General features: G+C 57.6%; 12 protein-coding genes and 2 pseudogenes. 7 read left to right on the top strand and 7 right to left on the bottom strand.

What is annotated here, in order from left to right:
* Together ACF8R3_RS14615 and ACF8R3_RS14610 are read right to left on the bottom strand one after the other, a co-directional pair.
* Positions 1-731: pseudogene (locus ACF8R3_RS14615) on the bottom strand (hypothetical protein); the annotation flags it as partial.
* Between the two features lie 287 nt (positions 732-1,018).
* Complete coding sequence (locus ACF8R3_RS14610; RefSeq protein ID WP_392515788.1) at positions 1,019-1,243, bottom strand: helix-turn-helix domain-containing protein; 225 nt, start codon at positions 1,241-1,243, stop codon at positions 1,019-1,021.
* Between the two features lie 258 nt (positions 1,244-1,501).
* On the opposite strand from ACF8R3_RS14610, the gene ACF8R3_RS14605 reads away from it, so the two are divergent.
* Together ACF8R3_RS14605 and ACF8R3_RS14600 are read left to right on the top strand one after the other, a co-directional pair.
* Positions 1,502-1,954 (top strand): hypothetical protein, encoded by a 453-nt coding sequence (locus tag ACF8R3_RS14605; protein WP_392515787.1) that lies wholly within the window; start codon positions 1,502-1,504, stop codon positions 1,952-1,954.
* 87 nt (positions 1,955-2,041) lie between these two features.
* The gene (locus tag ACF8R3_RS14600; RefSeq protein WP_392515786.1) at positions 2,042-2,290 is read left to right on the top strand and encodes an antitoxin Xre/MbcA/ParS toxin-binding domain-containing protein; all 249 of its coding nucleotides are present in this window, start codon (positions 2,042-2,044) and stop codon (positions 2,288-2,290) included.
* A gap of 451 nt (positions 2,291-2,741) precedes the next feature.
* Here the strand turns inward: ACF8R3_RS14600 and ACF8R3_RS14595 are convergent, their stop codons facing one another.
* The 3 genes and pseudogenes from ACF8R3_RS14595 to ACF8R3_RS14585 all read right to left on the bottom strand — a co-directional run bounded on the left by ACF8R3_RS14595 (position 2,742) and on the right by ACF8R3_RS14585 (position 7,159).
* Positions 2,742-4,184 (bottom strand): SulP family inorganic anion transporter, encoded by a 1,443-nt coding sequence (locus ACF8R3_RS14595; RefSeq protein WP_392515785.1) that lies wholly within the window; start codon positions 4,182-4,184, stop codon positions 2,742-2,744.
* Between the two features lie 289 nt (positions 4,185-4,473).
* A pseudogene (locus ACF8R3_RS14590) lies at positions 4,474-5,364 on the bottom strand (SulP family inorganic anion transporter); the annotation flags it as partial.
* A gap of 85 nt (positions 5,365-5,449) precedes the next feature.
* Complete coding sequence (locus ACF8R3_RS14585) at positions 5,450-7,159, bottom strand: S8/S53 family peptidase (RefSeq protein WP_392475238.1); 1,710 nt, start codon at positions 7,157-7,159, stop codon at positions 5,450-5,452.
* A gap of 207 nt (positions 7,160-7,366) precedes the next feature.
* On the opposite strand from ACF8R3_RS14585, the gene ACF8R3_RS14580 reads away from it, so the two are divergent.
* On the top strand, positions 7,367-8,101 hold the full coding sequence (locus ACF8R3_RS14580) for a secretin N-terminal domain-containing protein (protein WP_392515784.1): 735 nt from the start codon (positions 7,367-7,369) through the stop codon (positions 8,099-8,101).
* 485 nt (positions 8,102-8,586) lie between these two features.
* Positions 8,587-9,912 carry an isocitrate lyase gene (aceA, locus tag ACF8R3_RS14575; protein ID WP_023534769.1) on the top strand — a complete coding sequence of 442 codons (1,326 nt, stop codon included), beginning with the start codon at positions 8,587-8,589 and terminating at the stop codon, positions 9,910-9,912.
* 183 nt (positions 9,913-10,095) lie between these two features.
* On the opposite strand, the gene ACF8R3_RS14570 is transcribed toward aceA, so the two are convergent.
* Together ACF8R3_RS14570 and ACF8R3_RS14565 are read right to left on the bottom strand one after the other, a co-directional pair.
* On the bottom strand, positions 10,096-10,359 hold the full coding sequence (locus tag ACF8R3_RS14570) for a DUF3077 domain-containing protein (protein ID WP_058605078.1): 264 nt from the start codon (positions 10,357-10,359) through the stop codon (positions 10,096-10,098).
* Positions 10,360-10,512: 153 nt separating this feature from the next.
* Positions 10,513-10,755, bottom strand: a complete 243-nt coding sequence (locus tag ACF8R3_RS14565) for a hypothetical protein (RefSeq protein WP_392515783.1) — start codon at positions 10,753-10,755, stop codon at positions 10,513-10,515.
* 901 nt (positions 10,756-11,656) lie between these two features.
* Here ACF8R3_RS14565 and ACF8R3_RS14560 point away from each other — a divergent pair.
* From ACF8R3_RS14560 to nuoC, 3 genes are all read left to right on the top strand, one after another.
* Positions 11,657-12,070: an NADH-quinone oxidoreductase subunit A gene (locus ACF8R3_RS14560; RefSeq protein WP_008096178.1), complete on the top strand. Its 414-nt coding sequence runs from the start codon at positions 11,657-11,659 to the stop codon at positions 12,068-12,070.
* Between the two features lie 9 nt (positions 12,071-12,079).
* Entirely contained in the window at positions 12,080-12,757 is a 678-nt protein-coding gene (locus ACF8R3_RS14555; protein WP_023534774.1) for an NADH-quinone oxidoreductase subunit B family protein, read from the top strand.
* A gap of 79 nt (positions 12,758-12,836) precedes the next feature.
* Entirely contained in the window at positions 12,837-14,618 is a 1,782-nt protein-coding gene (gene nuoC, locus ACF8R3_RS14550; protein ID WP_023534867.1) for an NADH-quinone oxidoreductase subunit C/D, read from the top strand.
* Positions 14,619-14,620 lie beyond the last annotated feature (2 nt).

Genomic DNA, 14,620 nt, shown 5'->3' with positions numbered 1-14,620 from the left:
TTCACGAAATCATCAAGCGTATAGATGTTGAAGCCATAGAACCTTTCTAGAAACGTCACATCACCATCTCGTAGCTCTGTATTAGGCTCAATCATGCAGATGGAGCAATTAAGATCGATTAGGTGCAACACGAATTCATCGGCATCACCATCCCTGAACTCGGATTTTTCAAGATATGCCTTGAGCGTTTTCGTCTTGCTCAGGATCATGCCTATGTGATTTTCGCCGTCGCCATTTTCGTCGTAAATGGGAGACACAGAGAACGAACAATGGTGCGGGCTGTTGTCAGGGAAGATCGCGCTATACAGGCTTGAAGGGTCGCGGAAGGTGAAGGTGTTCTTGTGCAGCACTTCAAGCTCTCGCAGATGCTCAGTGAAGAGCTTGCGATGGTTGATGTACCTCTCGAACGTCAGCGTATCCATCTGCGTCTGCGTGACCGTCTGCATCTCCTTGTTCTGCCGTGCGAGGAACAGAAGGGTAGCGAGGGTAGCCACCGTCCCTGTCAAAGTGAAGAAGCCAGCCATAAGAGAACCGAAGCTACTCCATGCGCCGTGGTTGTCTGATACGTAAGGGAATGTATGAGAGTACGTGTAGAAAAGTTTTCCTCCAAGCACAGCAATGATGCTCGCCATCGCAAGCCAGATCCAGTTGCGAGTAAGCCAGCCCTTCACATTTTTCACAGGGGTATCCCTTCCATATTTCGAGTGGTGGCATCCTACCAGCAGGACCATTCACCTTCACCACTCATACGGCATCACAGGACGGGAGAAGCACCAAGGGACCGACACCAAGTAGATCGCCGGCACAAAAAAACCAGACCGATCGATCTGGCTTCCCTCTCCTCTACCCGGCTCACATGAGGCGCTTCAATTCCTCCATAGGTCCCAAGAGTAAATATTGAACTGCATCACGTCGTGAGCAGGCACGCGTTTCGGTTCGCGCACAGCTCATGCCTCCATGCAACCTCAACGCGTTTTGATGCTTTTTATGGGCGAGTCGCTGATGGAGTTTAGGCAGGTTAGCTGGGGGAGCGGCCGGCGGGAAGAAGGGTGGCTGGCTCGCACTCCAGGCTTGCGGCGATTTGATAAAGCTTCTCTACTGTGAGATTGACCTCACCTCTTTCTATACGGCCCATGTAGCTCCGATCTACTCGGCAGGTGAGCGCTAGGGCCTCTTGAAAGATCTTTTTGAGCTTACGGGCCTCTCTGATCCTTTCGCCCAGCTCTTTCGCTAGATCCCGCATAGTCGCCTCAATCTGCTTGAGGCGGCAGTATTTTGCGTTTGCGGACTATAGGGCCACGGACTATAGTCCGTATTTCATGAGCTATCCTGCTCTGGATCGGAATTCGACACGCACAGGCTGGTCTTTCACGTCAATCAGGGTGCGAGGGCGTGGGACCGAATAGCCCCATACCTCTGGCTGCCGCTGCCGGAGGGCGACTACATCCCACTGGCCGACTCGTCAGAGACTCAGCCTCTGTTCAAGTGAAGGAGGAGCCTGATGTTCAAGACTACCGAGCACCATGAGTTGATGGGAGGTCCTAGTGGGCCGGACGGTATACAGTTTTGGTCCGTTGTAGAGCACGATATCTTCTGGCCATGGTATTACGTTCAAGTAGTGCAGGATTTTGGCACTGAGCTGTTGCGGACCATGCTGATGCTATCCACAACATCAGAATTGTCCGGTGTGGCGTTAGCACGAACCAAGACTGTGTGGTTAGAGGCGGCGTACATTGGGACTCCAGGAGATATCAATGGTACAGGTGCATGGAGGCTAGAGCCGTTACTTGAAGTATTGATTTATCGGGATGAAGATGGAGCACCCGTCGGTGTAGCCCATCGAACTGTCCAGGGAAAAACTTACGCTCTTGGAGAATCACTAAATAACTTGAGAACGTCTCCGGAAAGAGTTTTTGATGCCAAGCTTCATTTGGGTCCCTTTGAAAAATCTTAATGGTGGCGCAGCGTGTACTTGTCGCAAAGTTTTGGCGCGAGAAAATGAGTACTTCCAGATGAAAATTATTTCGAGCAGGGAGGAGTCATGAAGTCGGCGGACCAAAGCGGGGACAATTTAGTCGATCAAAACACGGCAGGGGCTAGACTTAATTATGATAATATCCTTGCGTATGCCACAGTCGTCTTTGGTACGCGATTGCTTGCAGAAGAATGGCTTGCTCGCCCTTGTAGGCATCTTAATAATAACATTCCAGCTGAGATTATAGATGACGCTTGTGGGCTACAGACTGTTAAGGAATACCTAGAGCGCATCGAATTTGGTGTATATCAGTGATATCCCTAGCGTTCTAAGTCGAGGAGTTCCTTTGAAAGGTCGCAGAAAAGTAAAAACGGACAAGTGGGCCGCAGTAGAAAAATGGCGTGCAGAGGCGAGAGCGGTCTTGGCGGCCTCCAAGCATAAGGATATTTTTTGCAGTGCCGCTGCTCGTAGCCCTTTACTCGAACCTGGAGGATGGCTCGCTGGACTGCCTCGGAAAAGCTGACTTTAGATTAAATTATTTTTGGTTTTAGCATGTTTTGAGTCGTGATTCAAGACAGTCTAGCTGTATTTGATTAAGCGCTCCCTCAACCAGATGCAGCCCACATCAGGACGCTAAAAATCAACGAAGGTAATTAGTTAGAACGTCCCAATGTCATATTTTGGAGGCATTATGGCCAGTGCTCTCCTGCTGGTTTGTGTGACAAACGATCAATGTGGCGATGATGGTGATGCTCCGCGCCCATAGTCAGTTTTGATGAGCGCGCGCTCGCTTTAGAAGCTTTCTGCAACGTTCTGAAAGGTGAACTATTCGAAGATGCTTACCGGATTTAGCGTATCGCTCGCGCAAAGTATTCAGTGCTGCAACGGCCGAATAATCCACAAAACTCAAATGTTGACAATCAAGCGTTACGGAATCAGGGTCGCCTGCTGGGTCAAATTGATTTAAAAAGATAGCAGTGGACGCAAAGAAAAGAGTTCCATGCACGCGATAAGTCTTGTTCCCGTTTTCATTGTGGGAGTCAGAGTAGAGCTGTCTTGCGTGCTGCCAGGCGAAGTTAAGTGCCGCAATTATAACTCCATAAAAAACAGCAGTTGCCAAGTCTGTGGCTACTGTAATGATAGTGACTAAGACGATCGCAATGGTGTCGCTGAGAGGGACTTTGTTTAGCGCACGTAGGGACGCCCATGCGAAGGTCTGTTGCGAAACTACGAACATGACGCCGACAAGTGCAGCAAGTGGAATTCCTTCGATCATCGGAGATAGAAAGAGGACAAATAGCAAAATTGCCACACCTGCAATAATTCCCGACAGCCTGCCGCGGCCTCCTGAACTCAAGTTAACTGCCGTTTGCCCAATCATCGCACACCCCCCCATGCCCCCGACTACAGAAGAAGCAATGTTTGCGACCCCAAGCGCCACGCATTCACGGTCTGGATAGCCGCGAGTCTCGGTGATTTCGTCTGTTATATTAAGCGTCAATAGGGTTTCCAAAAGGCCTACTAATGCCATGAGGAACGCATATGGGGCTATGATACTTAAAGTTTCAAAGCTCCACGGCACATCGGGTAGTGAGACGTTGGGCAACCCGCCGGCAATGTGTGCCATATCGCCCAGCGTGCGAGTCGGAATATCGAGTAAATAAACGAGTGATCCGACCGTGAGAATGGCGATGAGCGCGGGTGGAAGAGCTCGAGTGATTTTGGGGAGCAGGTACACAATTGACATCGTAAACGCAACAAGTCCAACCATCCAATACAGCGCCCCCCCTGTGAGCCAATGCTCTCCACTCTTGAAGTGTTCCAACTGAGCCATGGCAATGACGATTGCGAGACCATTGACGAAACCCAGCATCACGGAATGTGGCACCATTCTTACAAGTTTGCCTAGCCGCAAAAGGCCGAAACTGATCATCACCAAACCTCCCAGCAAGACTGTTGCAAGAAGGTATTGCACCCCGTGTTGGACCACTAGCGCGACTATCACTACTGCCATTGATCCTGCGGCACCCGACACCATGCCTGGTCGGCCGCCGAGTAAAGCTGTGAGAGTGCAGATTACGAACGCGCCATACAGTCCCATCAGTGGATTGAGGTGCGCGACCAAAGCGAACGCTATGCACTCAGGCACAAGGGCGAAGGATGTCGTAAGCCCAGCTAAAGCATCGGTGTACAGGCGTTTGGGGGACATGAGATACCTACAGGTGTACTTAGCGAAATGCTCGCTCTGGAAATATTTTACAGCGCTGGCTTAGTGCGTTCGAAATTCTGACGCGCACAACGGTTGCACCGTATTTGGATATAAAATACAAAGTTCGTAGCTACGGAAGGGGACACGTAGCGGTATCCGTCTACAGGTTTTGCATCTAGGCGTAAAACTTGGCTACCAAAGGCGATTCGCTTGCGAGGTTGTAAGTGGGCGTAAAACTTTTTACGTCTGACTCGATTGGAAGACGTTTTCGTCCGTTATGGAGCGGACTAAGGCCTACCAGCGCAATTCGAGGAGCTTGGGACGTAGAAATCACTTTATATAACCCCAACATGGCGCATCCACCCATGCCGCCGCACAATCCCGACACCATATTGGCCGCCCCAAGCGCCACGCACTCGCGGTCCGGAAAGCCGCGGCTTTCGGTGATCTCGTCCGTCAGGTTGAGGGTGAGCAGGGTTTCGAGCAGGCCCACCATGGCCATCAATACGGCATAAGGGGCAATGATCTGCAAAGTTTCAAGGGTCCAGGGCACCGCCGGCCAAGCCAGCTGCGGAAGGCCACCGGCAATGTGGGCCATGTCACCCAGGGTGCGGGTCGGCAGGTCGAACAGGTACACCAACAGGCCTACGCCCAGGATCGCAACCAACGCCGGAGGCACGGCGCGGGTGAGCCTGGGCAGAATGTAGACCACCGCCATCGTCAAGGCCACCAGGCCGACCATCAGGTACAAGGGCACCCCGTGCAGCCAGCGCTCGCCTTGCTTGAAATGCTCAAGCTGGGCCATGGCAATGACGATCGCAAGACCATTGACGAAGCCGAGCATTACCGGGTACGGCACCAGCCTGACCAGCTTGCCCAGGCGCAATACGCCGAACAGGATCATCACTACGCCCCCGAGCAACACTGTGGCCAGCAGGTATTGCGCGCCGTGCTGCACCACCAGGGCGACGATCACGACAGCCATCGAGCCCGCAGCACCGGAAATCATCCCCGGCCGGCCGCCGAACAGCGCGGTCAGCGTGCAAATGACGAATGCGCCATAAAGGCCCATCAAGGGGTTGAGGTGTGCCACCAAGGCGAACGCGATGCATTCGGGCACGAGGGCAAACGAGGTGGTCAAGCCGGCCAGCAGGTCGGCACGTAGGCGAACGGGTTTCATGGAATTCCTGGGTGACGGTCCAGAACGGACGGAGTGCGAAAACAAAGGCGCGATGTTACGGAATTTGTCAGCCAGGAGCCACCGATCAGCGCACCCGATCGCGGCTCTGCACCGCCAAATCCAGGGCACGCTGCATGTCCAGGCGCGCAGAACGCCCAAGGTCCGGGTCATCCAGGCGCCCGCCTCGCTCCGACGGCAAAATGGGGGCAGTCAAGTCCTCGGCATCCATCGCCTCGAAATCCTGCTGCTCGCCAAGGGTCAGCGCACTGCGACGTAGCAGCATACGCACCTGCGTCGGGGTCAGCGCCGGGTTGATCGACAGCATCGCGGCCACGGTGGCCGCCACCAAAGGCGTGGCATAGGACGTGCCGCAATGGGGTTTGGCTTCGCCGGAGGGGCGCAGGCATGCGGCGGCGCTGACATCCACACGGCTGTCGATGTTGGAGCTGTGGCGCTTGCGCACATGCCGCGGGTCACTGACGGGTACAGCGTGCTCACTGCGCTGATGGCCGCCCACCACCAGCAACTGTTCGGTGACGAAGGACGACGGCAATCGGTATTCGTCCGTGCCCGACCACGAAGCCCCATTACCCGCGGAATTCACCACAATCACATCCGGATGCTTGGCCCGCAGCCACAGGAAAAACTCCTCCAGCAGCTCTTCATAACCGCTCATGGCCAGCCCGGAACGGACCAGCGAGTCGACCTCATCTCCCTTGATGTTACGGGCACCTAGCCGGTGAATGCCCCAACTCCAGTTCAGCACCCGCACACCGTCCTGCACCAGGTTGACGGATGCGGCGATATTGGCCGTGATACCGGCGTCGGAATTACGGTCGACGATCACATCGAACCCCGGGCTTGCCTTGCCCAGCCCAGCGAGAAAGCCTTCATCCTGGGCGGCGAAAATGCCCGCCACATGAGTGCCATGGCTAGCAGACTCGCTGCCGTCCCTGGCATACACGCACGTCTGCCCGTGCTCGCAGGCGCCGCGATAACGCGTGAAGCCAGCTGCACCGAAGTCCACACCCCTCTCGATCACACCCACACGCACAGGCTGGACAGGGATTCTGGAGGCAGGGATGCGGCGCTGATAGTAGTACAAGGCGTCCATGAAGCGGTTCGCGGCCCATTCATCGGCCTGGGTGATGGCTGGTTCGGCGCGGTCGTCCCCCTCCTCGCCCCGTTCGGGAGCCGACTCTTCCACGATCACTGCATCGACACTGACCTCCGTACCCATGCGCAGGATCATGGCGTCCCGTTGCACCAGGTCGTGCACCGGCAAGCGCAACTGGTAGACGTTCAGCGGCGCTATGGCGCCCACCACCTGCGCGCCGTACTTTTCGGCAATGCGCCTGGCCTCGTGCAGACCGTCGTATTTCTCTTCTACCAGCACACTGACCAGATTCAGGTAGGTGGTCAGGCCGTCCATGTTCTTGGCCACCTCATCGGGGCCTGCGGCGACCACATGACTGCGTTGACGAGTCAACCACACAGGGTTGCTGGCCTGCCCGTTGACCTCCAGCCACAACGGCGCACTCGGTCCAGGCTGGTCTCCAAGGGTCAGCGTGAACGTGTCACCTTGGCGCTCCAACGCTTTAGCAGGCACTGTCACACCCCCAACCTTGAATGTTGGCGGCTGTTCACCCAGCCCCGTCACGCGCAGGCACCACTGCTGGCGCTCAGTACTCAATACATCACCGCAGCGTTGCAGGTGCTGGATGCGCAGCACATCAGGCGCTGCCTGCAAACCGGCGCTCCACAAGCACCCCCATACGATGAACCAGCGTTTCATGACAGTCGCCCCCGGATGGCCTGTGATTGCGACCCACGACCCCTGCCAAGGTTCAGCCGCTGCCCTGTCCTTCGGGACCCTCCTTGTGGAAGCCGAGGTCCAAGATGGCACCGCTGACGATCCAGGAATTAATTGCTGCGAAATAGCTCAGGAAGTCCAGACGCTGCCGATGCAGCGATTACACTCACCTTTTACGGAGACCTGCCCATGTCCACACGCCCGCTTTTCATCTCGCTGGCAATGCTGGCCAGCCTGGCCGCACAGGCCGAGACTGAGGTCGTGCCGCTGCAGCACCGCAGCAGCGCCGAATTGCTGGCGCCCGCGCAAGCCTTCATCGGCCAGGACGGCACCGTCAGTGCCTTCGAGAACAAGCTCATCGTCAATGCCAGCCCACAACGCATCGGCGAGCTGCGTAATGTGCTCAAGCAACTGGACACGGCCGCCAAGCGCTTGCTGATCAGCGTCGACACCAGCGACAGCCAATTTCAGGATACCCGCGGCAACGCCAGGATCATCCGCCACGGCACCTCCAACCGCGACGGCGGCGTACAGCAGATCCAGGCAAGCGAAGGCCAACCAGCGCTGATCCAGGTCGGCCAGAGCATCCCCGTCACCAGCTCCAGCACCGATGGATACGGGCGCATGCAGAGCGACACCCAATACCGCAATGTCACCCAAGGTTTTTACGTAACGCCGATGCTTACTGGGGACACCGTTCGCCTACAGATCAGCACCAATAATGATCGTATCAGCCGCGAACGTGCAGATGTAGTGGATGTTCAAAGCACCGACACAACCCTGACCGGCAAGGTTGGCGAGTGGATCGATATGGCCGGGTTCAACCAGCAGAGCCAGGCCGGTTTCAGCAGCGCAAGCCATATCTACAGCACCGAGCGGGGAAAAAACATGACAGTGCGGGTGAAAGTCGATGTTTTGGACTGATCCCAGACAGTCTGCGGCCTCGACCAAAGGCCTCTGAACTGACTGATGAGTCGTATTAGACCAAAGATGTAGTAGACCTAAAAAAGCACTACAAAGCGTTTGACAGGCACTTTTTCACGAGGGCATGATGGCCTCGCTCCCGCTAATCAGGGGCCCTGGCAAGGGCCTTCGGGGCGCCCTCTGTCACCTTGGAGGCGCCCTGTGTCCGTACAGCCCACAAGGCGGTTCGACGAGGTGGCGACTGCAACGAGCAAGTGGTTGCGAGGGACTCAAGTGCGTCACCGCCGTCACAGCATTCGCGTAGCACCGCAGCGAGGCATCCACGAGCCGACCTGCCGGGGCACCGATGGACCTGACTGCCCGCCTTGCCCCTCATCCTTGCCCGATGCCGCCGTACCCGCTTGAACAGGACTGCCGCCAGCGCCCTGATCTGCCCCGAGCATCCGCACAATTAACCCAAGATCGATGCGACGAGGTTTACTTCCATGGCACTGACACGCGAACAGCAAATTGCAGCCCTTGAGAAAGACTGGGCCGAAAACCCGCGCTGGAAAGGCGTGACCCGTACCTACACCGCCGCCGATGTCGTTCGCCTGCGTGGCTCCCTGCAGCCGGAGCACACCCTGGCCCGCCTGGGTGCAGAAAAGCTGTGGAAGCTGGTTACCCAAGGTGCACATCCATCGTTCCGCCCGGAAAAAGATTTCGTCAACTGCATGGGCGCCCTCACCGGCGGCCAGGCCGTGCAGCAGGTCAAGGCAGGCATCCAGGCCATCTACCTGTCGGGCTGGCAGGTAGCTGCCGACAATAACTCCGCCGAGTCCATGTACCCCGACCAGTCGCTGTACCCGGTCGACTCCGTGCCGACGGTGGTCAAGCGCATCAACAACTCCTTCCGCCGCGCCGACCAGATCCAGTGGAAGGCTGGCAAGAACCCAGGCGATGAAGGCTACATCGACTACTTCGCGCCCATCGTGGCGGATGCCGAAGCCGGTTTTGGCGGCGTACTCAACGCCTACGAGCTGATGAAGAACATGATCGAAGCAGGCGCTGCGGGTGTGCACTTCGAAGACCAGCTGGCCTCGGTGAAAAAATGCGGCCACATGGGCGGCAAGGTGCTGGTGCCGACCCAAGAAGCCGTGCAAAAGCTGGTCGCCGCGCGCCTGGCAGCCGACGTTTCGGGCGTACCAACGATCATTCTTGCCCGTACCGACGCTAACGCTGCCGACCTGCTGACCAGTGACTGCGACCCCTACGATCAGCCGTTCGTGATCGGCGAGCGCACCCGCGAAGGCTTCTACAAAGTGCGCGCAGGGCTAGACCAGGCCATCGCCCGCGGCCTGGCCTACGCCCCTTACGCCGACCTGATCTGGTGCGAAACCGCCAAGCCGGACCTGGACGAAGCCCGCCGCTTTGCCGAAGCGATCAAGAAGGAGTACCCGGACCAGATCCTGTCGTACAACTGCTCGCCTTCGTTCAACTGGAAGAAGAACCTGGACGATGCCACCATCGCCAAATTCCAGCGCGAGCTGTCGGCCATGGGCTACAAGCACCAGTTCATCACCCTGGCCGGCATCCACAACATGTGGCATGGCATGTTCAACCTGGCGCACGACTACGCCCGCAACGACATGACCGCCTACGTGAAGTTGCAGGAACAGGAGTTTGCCGACGCCAGCAAGGGTTACACCTTCGTGGCGCATCAGCAGGAAGTGGGTACGGGCTACTTCGATGACATGACCACCGTGATTCAGGGCGGGGCCTCGTCGGTGACTGCGCTCACCGGTTCGACTGAGGAAGAGCAGTTCCACTGATAGTGGGCTGCAATCGAACAAAGCCCCAAGCTTCCTAAGCTTGGGGCTTTGTCTCATGCACCTGGCACAAGCAGGCATACACTGCACCTGCAACGGCATGCAGGCATCAAGCAATGACTACTCAGCTGCCAGCTGAGCTCTCGCCATGCAAAACTGCATCTAGACATGTGACCGCACAGTACCTCAGTGCGCCATGCCCAGTTCGGCGTCATCCATCAATGCCTTGGCCATGGCGCTGAGGTAGTGGGCCGCCCAGATCATCATTGGCCTGTCCTCCGTCAAGCCGATGATGGTCAGTTCGCGAACGTAACCCATCAACTCTGACGACTGCTCGCGAGCATCCCGGCACGGTATGCCGGGCTCGATGCGAAACAACGCGTGCGTGCCGTTTTCACCTTGGCAAAACGTTGTTTGACCGACGGTGAACTGGGTGTCTTCTGTAGTCATGTTTGAATCCCCTGAGAATTTCCGACTGCATAGCCGACCCCTGATGCGGGCAGACCCGCTCCCGCCGTCAATGTGGAACATTGCAGGCTGCGGTGATTGCGTAGGCATGGACTTACCCGCCAAAGGCCGGCTGTCGCTACACATCGATCAGCCTCAGTGCAAAGGCTTGGCACCGGCTGGCATCTGCACCTGAATCAAGGCCGACTCAAGCAAAGCTCGAAGCGCTTCGAGTTCATGCATCGAGGTCATCATGAGGATCGGTGCAGGGGACTTGGGCTGTTGAAGCAAGGCCTGATGCACCACGGTCGCTGCGCAGAGTGCGTGGTCGGTGGCCTGGATCAGGGTGTCTTCGAGGGAATGAGAGATGCGAGGTGGATCGGGGACTATCTTCAACATAGCTATTTACCTTCTATGGCTGGCCACCCACCTGCTGTCAAACAGAAGGGCGGCAGCTGTACGTGGGTTGACAGACCGGCGGAAATAGCTAAGTTCCGGCGCACGCAAGCGTGCCCGCACGCACAGCCACCATATAGGAAAGCCGCGCACTATTTACCGTCACAGCCTGTCAAAGCTGTGTCGTTGATGAGCAACGACAGGCCGAGACTAGAGCGCTACCCGGGCAGCCGCAACGGAAATCAGGCGGCAAGAGTATGTTTGGGAAATGCCCTACAGGGAAGGGGTTAAATCCGACATTCCAGTGACCCCGCGCCTAACTGCACCTGGCGCTGAGCCCGCTCTGCGTGTGCGATGTCGCCTAGAGCGAGCCCTGCCTATCCAGCGCGTGCAGCCACGACGAGGAGCAATCAGAGCACCCTGGTCTATGCTTGCAGGCACAGCGCCACGCGCGACCCCACCACCGCAAACGCGCTTTAGTATTGACCCAGGGCGGTACCCAGCGGGTCGATAAGTGCTAGAACACGAGCTTTTCGCATTTGCAAGCAGAGGAAATCTGCAGATGAACTTTACAAGGCGCAGAACGGACCAAATAAGCGGCATCAGTCCAAATGATATTAATTATCATTACTCAATTCGTAATTCGTTACCACTCGCAAGAAACATAATTAACAAAAGCGCGCGCAATGCCCGAATTTCAAGGCTTTCAGCCAGTTACACGCCGATTATGTTGTTGACCCTGCGAATAAATTTGCTACGGAAATTTTACTTGGCCCGGGTTTACCCATAAAATCAGCAGGATTGATTCAGCTGCGACATTTGGTCACTGCAAGTGCGACACCACGTCGCCGCTCTACACTTATTTCAGACTGCAGAGCTGGGTCTCTGTATAAGGATTTAAAGCATGTCCGATTCGGCAGGACTCATCGCCCACAACTGGGGCTTTGCCATCTTCCTTCTGGGTGTCGTCGGCCTGTGCGCCTTCATGCTCGGCCTGTCCAGCCTACTCGGCAGCAAGGCCTGGGGCCGCGCCAAGAACGAACCCTTCGAATCCGGCATGCTGCCCACCGGCAGCGCGCGCCTGCGCCTGTCGGCAAAATTCTATCTGGTCGCGATGCTCTTCGTGATCTTCGATATCGAAGCCCTCTTTCTCTTTGCATGGTCTGTGTCCGTCCGCGAAAGCGGCTGGACCGGGTTCGTCGAAGCACTCGTTTTCATAGCAATTCTGTTGGCAGGTCTTGTCTACCTATGGCGCGTCGGGGCCCTTGACTGGGCACCCGAAGGTCGCCGCAAGCGGCAAGCGAAGCTGAAACAATGAGGCTTTGGCATGCAATACAATCTCACCAGAATCGATCCGGACGCACCCAACGAGCAGTATCCGGTTGGTGAACGGGAAACCGTCACCGATCAACTGCTCGAAGACCAGGTCCACAAGAACATCTTCATGGGCAAGCTCGAAGATGTGCTGCGTGGCGCCGTCAACTGGGGCCGCAAGAACTCCCTGTGGCCGTACAACTTCGGCCTGTCCTGCTGCTACGTGGAAATGACCACGGCCTTCACGGCGCCCCACGACATCGCCCGCTTCGGCGCCGAAGTCATCCGGGCCTCGCCGCGCCAGGCCGACTTCATGGTCATTGCCGGTACCTGCTTCATCAAGATGGCGCCGATCATTCAGCGCCTCTACGAGCAGATGCTCGAGCCCAAATGGGTCATTTCCATGGGTTCGTGCGCCAACTCCGGCGGCATGTACGACATCTACTCGGTCGTTCAGGGGGTCGACAAGTTCCTCCCCGTGGACGTCTACGTGCCCGGCTGTCCGCCACGCCCTGAGGCTTTCCTGCAAGGCTTGATGCTGCTGCAGGAGTCGATCGGCCAGGAGCGACGTCCGCTTTCCTGGGTCGTGGGTGATCAAGGCATTTACCGTGCCGAGATGCCTGCCCAGAAAGAGCTGCGTCGTGAACAGCGCATTGCCGTCACCAACCTGCGCAGCCCCGACGAAGTCTGATCCAGCGACCTGCCGCCGGTGCCCGAGGGTGCCGGCGGCCTGGCTTCATTCTTAACGTTGACCCAAAGCGACCGAGACCATGACAGCGGACAACGCTATTTACATTCCGCCCTACAAGGCAAACGACCAAGATGTGGTCGTCGAATTGCACAACCGTTTTGGCGCCGAAGCATTCGTCGCCCAGGAAACCCGCACCGGTATGCCCGTGCTGTGGGTCAAGCGCGCCCAACTCAAGGAAGTGCTGAGCTTCCTGCGTGGCGTGGCCAAGCCTTACAGCATGCTGTACGACCTGCACGGGGTCGACGAACGCCTGCGCACCCAGCGCCGTGGCCTGCCTGCCGCCGACTTCAGCGTTTTCTACCACCTGCTGTCGATCGAGCGTAACAGCGATGTGATGATCAAGGTCTCGCTCAGCGAAGGCGACCTGAACCTGCCGTCGGTGACCAGCATCTGGCCCAACGCCAACTGGTACGAGCGTGAAGTGTGGGACATGTTCGGCATCGATTTTGCCGGCCACCCGCACCTGAGCCGCATCATGATGCCGCCGACCTGGGAAGGTCACCCACTGCGCAAGGACTACCCGGCCCGCGCCACCGAGTTCGATCCCTACAGCCTGACCCTGGCCAAGCAGCAGCTTGAGGAAGAGTCGGCGCGCTTCAACCCCGAAGCCTGGGGCATGAAACGTCAGGGCGCCAACGAGGACTACATGTTCCTCAACCTTGGCCCCAACCACCCGTCTGCCCACGGTGCCTTCCGTATCGTCCTGCAGCTCGATGGTGAAGAAATCGTCGACTGCGTACCGGACATCGGCTACCACCACCGCGGTGCCGAGAAGATGGCCGAGCGTCAGTCCTGGCACAGCTTCATTCCCTACACCGACCGTATCGACTACCTCGGCGGTGTGATGAACAACCTGCCGTACGTCCTGGCGGTAGAAAAGCTGGCCGGCATCCAGGTGCCGCAGAAGGTCGACGTGATTCGCATCATGCTCGCCGAATTCTTCCGCATCACCAGCCACCTGCTGTTCCTGGGCACCTACATCCAGGACGTGGGCGCCATGACCCCGGTGTTCTTCACCTTCACCGACCGCCAGCGCGCGTACACGGTGATCGAAGCGATCACCGGTTTCCGGCTGCACCCGGCCTGGTACCGCATCGGCGGCGTCGCCCACGACCTGCCGCGTGGCTGGGACAAGCTGGTCAAGGATTTCGTCGAGTGGCTGCCCAAGCGCCTGGACGAATACACCAAGGCCGCCCTGCAGAACAGCATTCTCAAGGGCCGTACCATTGGCGTGGCCGCCTACAACACGCAAGAGGCGCTGGCCTGGGGCACTACGGGTGCCGGCCTGCGCTCCACCGGTTGCGACTTCGACCTGCGCAAGGCGCGCCCTTACTCCGGCTACGAGAACTTCGAGTTCGAAGTGCCGCTGGCCCACAACGGCGATGCCTACGATCGCTGCATGGTCCGTGTCGAGGAGATGCGCCAGAGTATCCGCATCATCGACCAGTGCCTGCGCAACATGCCGGAAGGCCCGTACAAGGCGGACCACCCGCTGACCACGCCGCCGCCCAAAGAGCGCACCCTGCAGCACATCGAGACCTTGATCACCCACTTCCTGCAAGTGTCGTGGGGCCCGGTCATGCCGGCCAACGAGTCGTTCCAGATGATCGAGGCGACCAAGGGCATCAACAGTTACTACCTGACGAGCGACGGCGGCACCATGAGCTACCGCACCCGGATCCGCACCCCGAGCTACCCGCACCTGCAGCAGATCCCTTCGGTGATCAAAGGCAGCATGGTTGCCGACCTCATTGCGTACCTGGGCAGTATCGACTTCGTTATGGCTGACGTGGACCGCTAAGC

Source organism: Pseudomonas sp. FYR_7 (assembly GCF_043106155.1).
Classification (GTDB): Bacteria; Pseudomonadota; Gammaproteobacteria; order Pseudomonadales; family Pseudomonadaceae; genus Aquipseudomonas; species Aquipseudomonas parafulva_B.
Note: the sequence above shows the minus strand (reverse complement) of the source record. Positions and strands in the feature narration are given on the sequence as shown.

Bases quoted from the DNA above. Each gene is read 5' to 3' on its own strand.
- ACF8R3_RS14600 (WP_392515786.1), top strand. From the start codon at position 2,042: ATGAAGTCGGCGGACCAAAGCGGGGACAATTTAGTCGATCAAAACACG.
- ACF8R3_RS14560 (WP_008096178.1), top strand. From the start codon at position 11,657: ATGTCCGATTCGGCAGGACTCATCGCCCACAACTGGGGCTTTGCCATC.
- ACF8R3_RS14585 (WP_392475238.1), bottom strand. From the start codon at position 7,159: ATGAAACGCTGGTTCATCGTATGGGGGTGCTTGTGGAGCGCCGGTTTG.
- ACF8R3_RS14565 (WP_392515783.1), bottom strand. From the start codon at position 10,755: ATGTTGAAGATAGTCCCCGATCCACCTCGCATCTCTCATTCCCTCGAA.
- ACF8R3_RS14555 (WP_023534774.1), top strand. From the start codon at position 12,080: ATGCAATACAATCTCACCAGAATCGATCCGGACGCACCCAACGAGCAG.
- ACF8R3_RS14605 (WP_392515787.1), top strand. From the start codon at position 1,502: ATGTTCAAGACTACCGAGCACCATGAGTTGATGGGAGGTCCTAGTGGG.
- ACF8R3_RS14580 (WP_392515784.1), top strand. From the start codon at position 7,367: ATGTCCACACGCCCGCTTTTCATCTCGCTGGCAATGCTGGCCAGCCTG.
- ACF8R3_RS14570 (WP_058605078.1), bottom strand. From the start codon at position 10,359: ATGACTACAGAAGACACCCAGTTCACCGTCGGTCAAACAACGTTTTGC.
- ACF8R3_RS14595 (WP_392515785.1), bottom strand. From the start codon at position 4,184: ATGTCCCCCAAACGCCTGTACACCGATGCTTTAGCTGGGCTTACGACA.
- aceA (WP_023534769.1), top strand. From the start codon at position 8,587: ATGGCACTGACACGCGAACAGCAAATTGCAGCCCTTGAGAAAGACTGG.
- nuoC (WP_023534867.1), top strand. From the start codon at position 12,837: ATGACAGCGGACAACGCTATTTACATTCCGCCCTACAAGGCAAACGAC.
- ACF8R3_RS14610 (WP_392515788.1), bottom strand. From the start codon at position 1,243: ATGCGGGATCTAGCGAAAGAGCTGGGCGAAAGGATCAGAGAGGCCCGT.